This window comes from Bradyrhizobium sp., from assembly GCF_049581145.1.
Classification (GTDB): Bacteria; Pseudomonadota; Alphaproteobacteria; order Rhizobiales; family Xanthobacteraceae; genus Bradyrhizobium.
Window position 1 is genome coordinate 1 of record NZ_JBAURI010000769.1, and the last position, 5325, is coordinate 5325.

A 5325-nucleotide genomic window follows, 5' to 3' on the forward strand; every position below is an offset into this window, starting at 1 on the left:
ATCGAAAGTTTCGATCGAGCCCGCCAACGCGCCGGTATGCGCCATCGCCGCGGCCCGGCCGCCTTCGGAGGTCCCGAGCTTGAGCGCGATTACCGGCTTGCCGGCGGCGCGCGCGGCCTTGCAGGCATCGCGGAACGCCTTGGTGTTCCGCACGCCTTCGAGATAAACCACGATGACGCGGATCGAGGGATCCGCGGCGAAATAGCTCATCAGGTCCGGCGTCTCGAGCCCGGCCTCGTTGCCGGTCGTCACCATATAGCCGACGCCGACGCCGCGATCCTCCAGCGCCTGGCGGATCGCCATCACGATCGCGCCGGACTGGCCGGCGATCGCCACCGCGCCGGCCTCCATCGTGACGATGCGGTCGTCGATATTGGTGAACAGCTTCTCGCCGGCACTGAGGTTGCCGAGGCAGTTCGGGCCGGTGACGGCAAGCCCGGTCTCGCGGATCGCCTGCTGCAACTCCACCGCCAGCCGCTGGCTGTCTGCATCCTGCAATTCCGAAAAGCCTGAGGTGACGATGGTCGCGGAGCGGGCGCCTGCCGTCGCGGCATCCCGCACCACCTGCACCGCGAAGCGCGCCGGCACCAGGATCAGCACATGATCGGGCTTGTCGGGCAGGCCTGCGAAGTCCTTGTAGCAGGGCACGCCCCAGACGGTCTCGCGCTTGGCGTTGACCGGGTAGAGGCCGCCCTGATAGCCATATTTGATCAGGTTGTTCCAGATGCGCTCGGCGTAATTGCCGGGCTTGTCGGTGGCGCCGACCACCACGATGTTACGCGGGTGCAGCATCGCGTGGATGCTCGTGACGATGGCACCGGCGTCGGGCGAGGGCGACCATTTTGGCCGTGAAACGGACGCGGTGCTGAGCTTGGCTTCGACCTGAGCTTCCATCGGCGTAACCTCTTCCCTCTGTATTTTCCGCGAGCCGGACTAAACAACACGTACCGTCGCCTCGCGGCTTTTCTGCCTTATTATGGTCAGTCGGGGTGGGTGGCAACCAACCGACGCCGCGCGACCGGGACGATGATTGGGGGCGCCGAGTGGTGTGCTGCCAGTGCCTACCACGCGGGCCGCGGCCGCTGCGGCGAGGCGATGCCGGCGAGCAGCACGGCGAGAATGCCGGTCAGGAAGATGCCGTCGAACGTTCCCGCACCGCCGATCGAGGCGACCGGCGCGCCGAGCCCGTTGATCTTGTCGAGGTTGAGCAGGTCGGCGCCGATCAGCGTTCCCATCGAGCCGCCGATATAGGCCAGCGGCGCCGCATATTCGCGCGACAGCAGGAAGGCGAGGATGGCGGTCGTGACCACCGGTCCGAAGATCGGCACCGCGATGCCCACGCCCGGCACCGGGGTTGCCATGGCATGGATGATGATGGCGATCGCGACCACCGCGATCGCGGCCTTGAGCCAGAGCTGATAGCGCAGCACCAGATAGCTCGACATCAGTGTCGGGATCACGGCGCCGCCAATATTGACGGCCAACACCGTGCCGGGCCACGACGTGACCAGCGGCACGGCATAATGCATGCCGTAGAAATCAACGAATTCGTGGGTCCTGACGGGATGGCCGGGCAGCACGGTGATCGGAATGTTGAAATAGCTGCCGATCAGCGAACCGAACAGCAGGAGCAGCGCCGTGCCCGGCCCGACACCGAGGCGCATATAGGCATAGCGCAGGATCCGGAGCTGGACCAGAATGATCAGCCCGACGAACAGCACCACCAGGATCGAGAAGAATCCCGGCGTCAACGGCAGATAGTGAATTTGCGAATCCATGATTCCAGCAGTCTGTTAGGGCCGCACGCGGCAAACCAAAGAAGCGGACAAACATCTCATGTCGGACGCGGGATGACAAATGGCCGCTGCGGTCGTTCGTTCCGCGACAGCGCTGTCGAACGGCAGAAATCGCCGCAAAAGCGGCGACTTTGCGCGTTCTTGCACAGCCTTGCGCGGACCCGCTCAGGCGTTCTTGGCAGGGGGCGGCTCTCAGGAATTCGCTCCGATCATGGTGGCATGCAGGATGTAGCGCTTCGGCCCGGAGACCAGTGCGTCGAACGGCCAGCAGGTCGAGAGCACCAGTTGGTGTCCGCTGGCCTCGGGGTCGATCCCGGAGGCATCGAAGCGCACCACCGCCGTGGCATCCGCGAGGTAGCGGAACGTCTGGCCGTCGCTGCGCGTGACATCGATCTCGTCGCCGATCCGGATATCGCGCAGAAAGCGGAAATGGGTATCGCGGTGCGCGGCGTAGACCGCGACGCCGCGCTCGCCGGCGTCGGGCGTCAGCTCGACATGGCCCGGACCGAAGGCCAGCGCCTGCCCGCTCGAGCCGGCGAGCGCGATGGCGCTGGCGTGCAGCCGCGGCACCGCGATGCGCGCGACCGGAGTGGTGTCGGCCCACGACCACGGCTTGGTGGCGTGACCGGTCGCAACCGTCTCGGCAAAGGCCCGCTCCAGCAGCACTTGCGCCAGCATGGCCTTGGCGTGGATGAAGGCGCCGTGGCCGAACAGCAAGAGGCCGCTGAGCGCGAGGAGGCTGATGACGAAACGAAACGGGGCATGGGCCAAGTCGACATGCGTCGATGTTGCAGTCATTCCGGGGCGCATCGAAGATGCGAACCCGGAATCTCGAGATTCCGGGTCTGGTCCTTCGGACCATCCCGGAATGACGTGGTTGAGGCGCTGCCGCACTTCAAAGTGCCTCCGCGCAAAGGCGCCGACTGCGCCCGAGCGCGAGCAGCAGCAGGCTGAGCACCAGCAGCGCCCCGCCGAGCATCATGCTGAGCTCGGCGTCGGTCGCCGTTTTCGGCAGCGTGATCGTCGCGGGCGCGGCGACGATCACCGGACGCTTCAATCCCGCGACTTGAACGCGGCCGTCAGCCTCGGCGCGGCGCTCCGCAGGCGGCGCCGGGAGATGCGGACGCTCGCCGAACAGTTGCTCGAAATCCCAGCCGGCCGGCAGGTTGATCGGCAGCTCGGCCAGCTTGAGCGGTTCGCCAGCGGGCCGGCTCGGCGTCCGGTCGACCGCGACCAGGCTGGTCAATCGGGTGACCAGCTGATGCTCCAGCGCGAGCGCCAGAATGGTCTTGTCGGCCTCGTCCGGACTCACTTGCCGCAGCGTGCGCGCAACTTCGGCATCGCCGATCTTGCGCCGCGCCCAGAGCTTTGACAGGCCCTTGCCTTCGGCCGCATTGGCCAAGGGCAGCGTGACGGTCCATGGCCGGTCGCCGATCCTGCCCGTGATCTCGACCGAGCCTGCAAGCCTGTCGAGTTTTGCGGCCAGCACCAGCGGCTCGTCGCGATAGAGATCGGGGATCACGGCCGGCGTGATCTCGGCGGCTGTATCGGAGAATGTCGCGGACAGGCCGGTCACCACGGGATTTTCCAGCTTGGCGAACAGGGCGCGCATGCGGTCTTCGACCTGGTCGACCCAGCCGATATGGGTGAAGGCGCCGCGTCCGAGCTCGGCAGCGCGGGTCATCAGGTAGGTGTTCGGCGCCGAGCCGATTCCGACCATGAACACCCGCGAGCGGCCGCGCATCGCGCCGATGGTCTCGAACAATTGCTGTTCGTTGCCGATCGCGCCGTCGGTCAGGAACACGACCTGGCGGACACGGCCCCTGGTGTCGCTGTCGGTGGAATCGGTCAGCGCGGCGCGCATCGCCGGCACCATTTCCGTGCCGCCTCTGGCCTCCAGCGCGCTGACGAAGGCCGTGGCGCGGCCGAGATGCTCGGCATCGGCCGGCACCGAGGCGGGGAACAGCACGTCCATCGTGTCATCGAACCGGATCACGTTGAACCGATCGTCCGGGGTGAGCCGGCCGAGCGCGTAGAGCAGGCTCGCCTTGGCCTGTTCGATCGAGGTGCCGCCCATCGAGCCGGAATTGTCGATCACGAACACCATTTCGCGGGGCAGCGGCCTTTGCTGCGCCTGCTCGGCCGCGGGCGGCGTGACGAAGGCCAGCAGATAATCGGCATTGCCGACATGCTCGCGAAACAACCCGACCGACGGCGCCGTCGCGGCGGCCGGCTTCCAGGTCAGCTCGAAATCGCGGTCGGCCGGCACCACACCGTCGGCGAGGCTGATGGTCCGCGTTTCGGCGTCCGGGCTGTCGATCTTGACGGCGTGAGAGCTGCTCTTCACCTCGCCAAGCGGAAACCCGGCGTTGAGATGCACCGTGATGCGGGTCGGATTGACCGGGCCGTTCTGCGCGGGGTCGAGCACCGGCGGTGAGATGCGGTCGCGATCGGGCACGGGATCGGCACTGCTCGCGCCCCAGCCATGCCCGTCCGGCTTCAGATCGACGCTTTGCACGATGGGGGCGGGATTATAGCGCGGGCCGACCACCATCGGCACCCGCAACGCGAATTCATTGCCGGTCTGGCTGACCGGCTCCTGGTATTCGATCTGCACCAGCACGGTTTCGCCCGGGCCGATATTGGCGAGCGAATTGGTGAAGATGTTGGGTCGCTCCTGTTCGGTGAGCGCCGCTTTCTGTCCATTCTGCCTGGCCTGCTGATAGATCGCGTTCGCCTGCTGCCGCTCCTTGATGTCGCCGATCACGACGCGGTCGCCGACCACCATCTTCAGCGTGTCGACCGCGCCGCCCGCCGGCAGCGGATAGACATAGGTCGCCTCCAGCCAGTGCTGCGTCGGGTTCTTGAAGATCTGGGTGACGCGGGCGCGGATGGTGGGGCCGGAGACCGTGAGGTCGACGTCGATGCCGAGCCGCGGCGCTTCGGTCGTGCCGTCATCGGATTTGAACAAGAGCGAGCCGGAGCGCGCGTCGCCGGGCCCGGTCAGCGGCGGAAGCGGACCTTCGGCCGACCATGCCGGGCCGAAGTCCACGAACAAGGCCCCAAACCCGATCAGGAGTGCGGCAATGGTTTCCACCAGGAAGAACAGCGCTATTTTCGTCTTGCGCGAGGGGCGCCAACGCCTGGCAGGCGCGATTTGATCATACATCGTCATGTCTCACTCCAAAGAGCCGGATTCGGCGTTGCGAAATCTCTGGAAATAAGCCGCTTTGCACGAGCGGAATGATCGGCATTGTTTGGCCGCGCGCCGTTGCCGCGCGCCGTGGCGATGGCGGGCTTGTCCGCGTTTGTGCTGACTTGTCCGTCTGGTAGGATTGTGGAAGTCGAACAGGGGGGACGATGACGACGCCGGACAAGCAGCTTTCCGCCGAGCTGAGCCTGCAGGTGGCCGAGACCATTCGTGAGGAGATCGCACGCCGCCGGATATCGCGCCAGATGCTGGCCGAACAGGCCAAGCTCAGCCTGTCGACGCTGGAGAAGGCGCTGGGCGGCCGGCGTCCGTTCACGC

Annotated in this window: 4 protein-coding genes and 1 pseudogene; 1 reads left to right on the top strand and 4 read right to left on the bottom strand. The window is 66.3% G+C overall.

Annotated elements, in window-relative coordinates; all coding sequences use genetic code 11:
• The 4 genes from WCB02_RS25335 to WCB02_RS25350 all read right to left on the bottom strand — a co-directional run.
• A partial coding sequence (locus WCB02_RS25335; protein ID WP_423962503.1) for a CoA-binding protein occupies positions 1 to 894 on the bottom strand: 894 nt, incomplete at its 3' end.
• 167 nt (positions 895 to 1061) lie between these two features.
• Complete coding sequence (locus WCB02_RS25340) at positions 1062 to 1778, bottom strand: DUF1614 domain-containing protein (protein ID WP_423962504.1); 717 nt, start codon at positions 1776 to 1778, stop codon at positions 1062 to 1064.
• A gap of 210 nt (positions 1779 to 1988) precedes the next feature.
• Positions 1989 to 2594 (bottom strand): class GN sortase, encoded by a 606-nt coding sequence (locus WCB02_RS25345; protein WP_423962505.1) that lies wholly within the window; start codon positions 2592 to 2594, stop codon positions 1989 to 1991.
• Between the two features lie 97 nt (positions 2595 to 2691).
• Positions 2692 to 4971, bottom strand: coding sequence for a marine proteobacterial sortase target protein (locus WCB02_RS25350; RefSeq protein ID WP_423962506.1), 2280 nt, complete (start codon positions 4969 to 4971; stop codon positions 2692 to 2694).
• Positions 4972 to 5156: 185 nt separating this feature from the next.
• Here WCB02_RS25350 and WCB02_RS25355 point away from each other — a divergent pair.
• A pseudogene (locus WCB02_RS25355) lies at positions 5157 to 5325 on the top strand (transcriptional regulator); the annotation flags it as partial.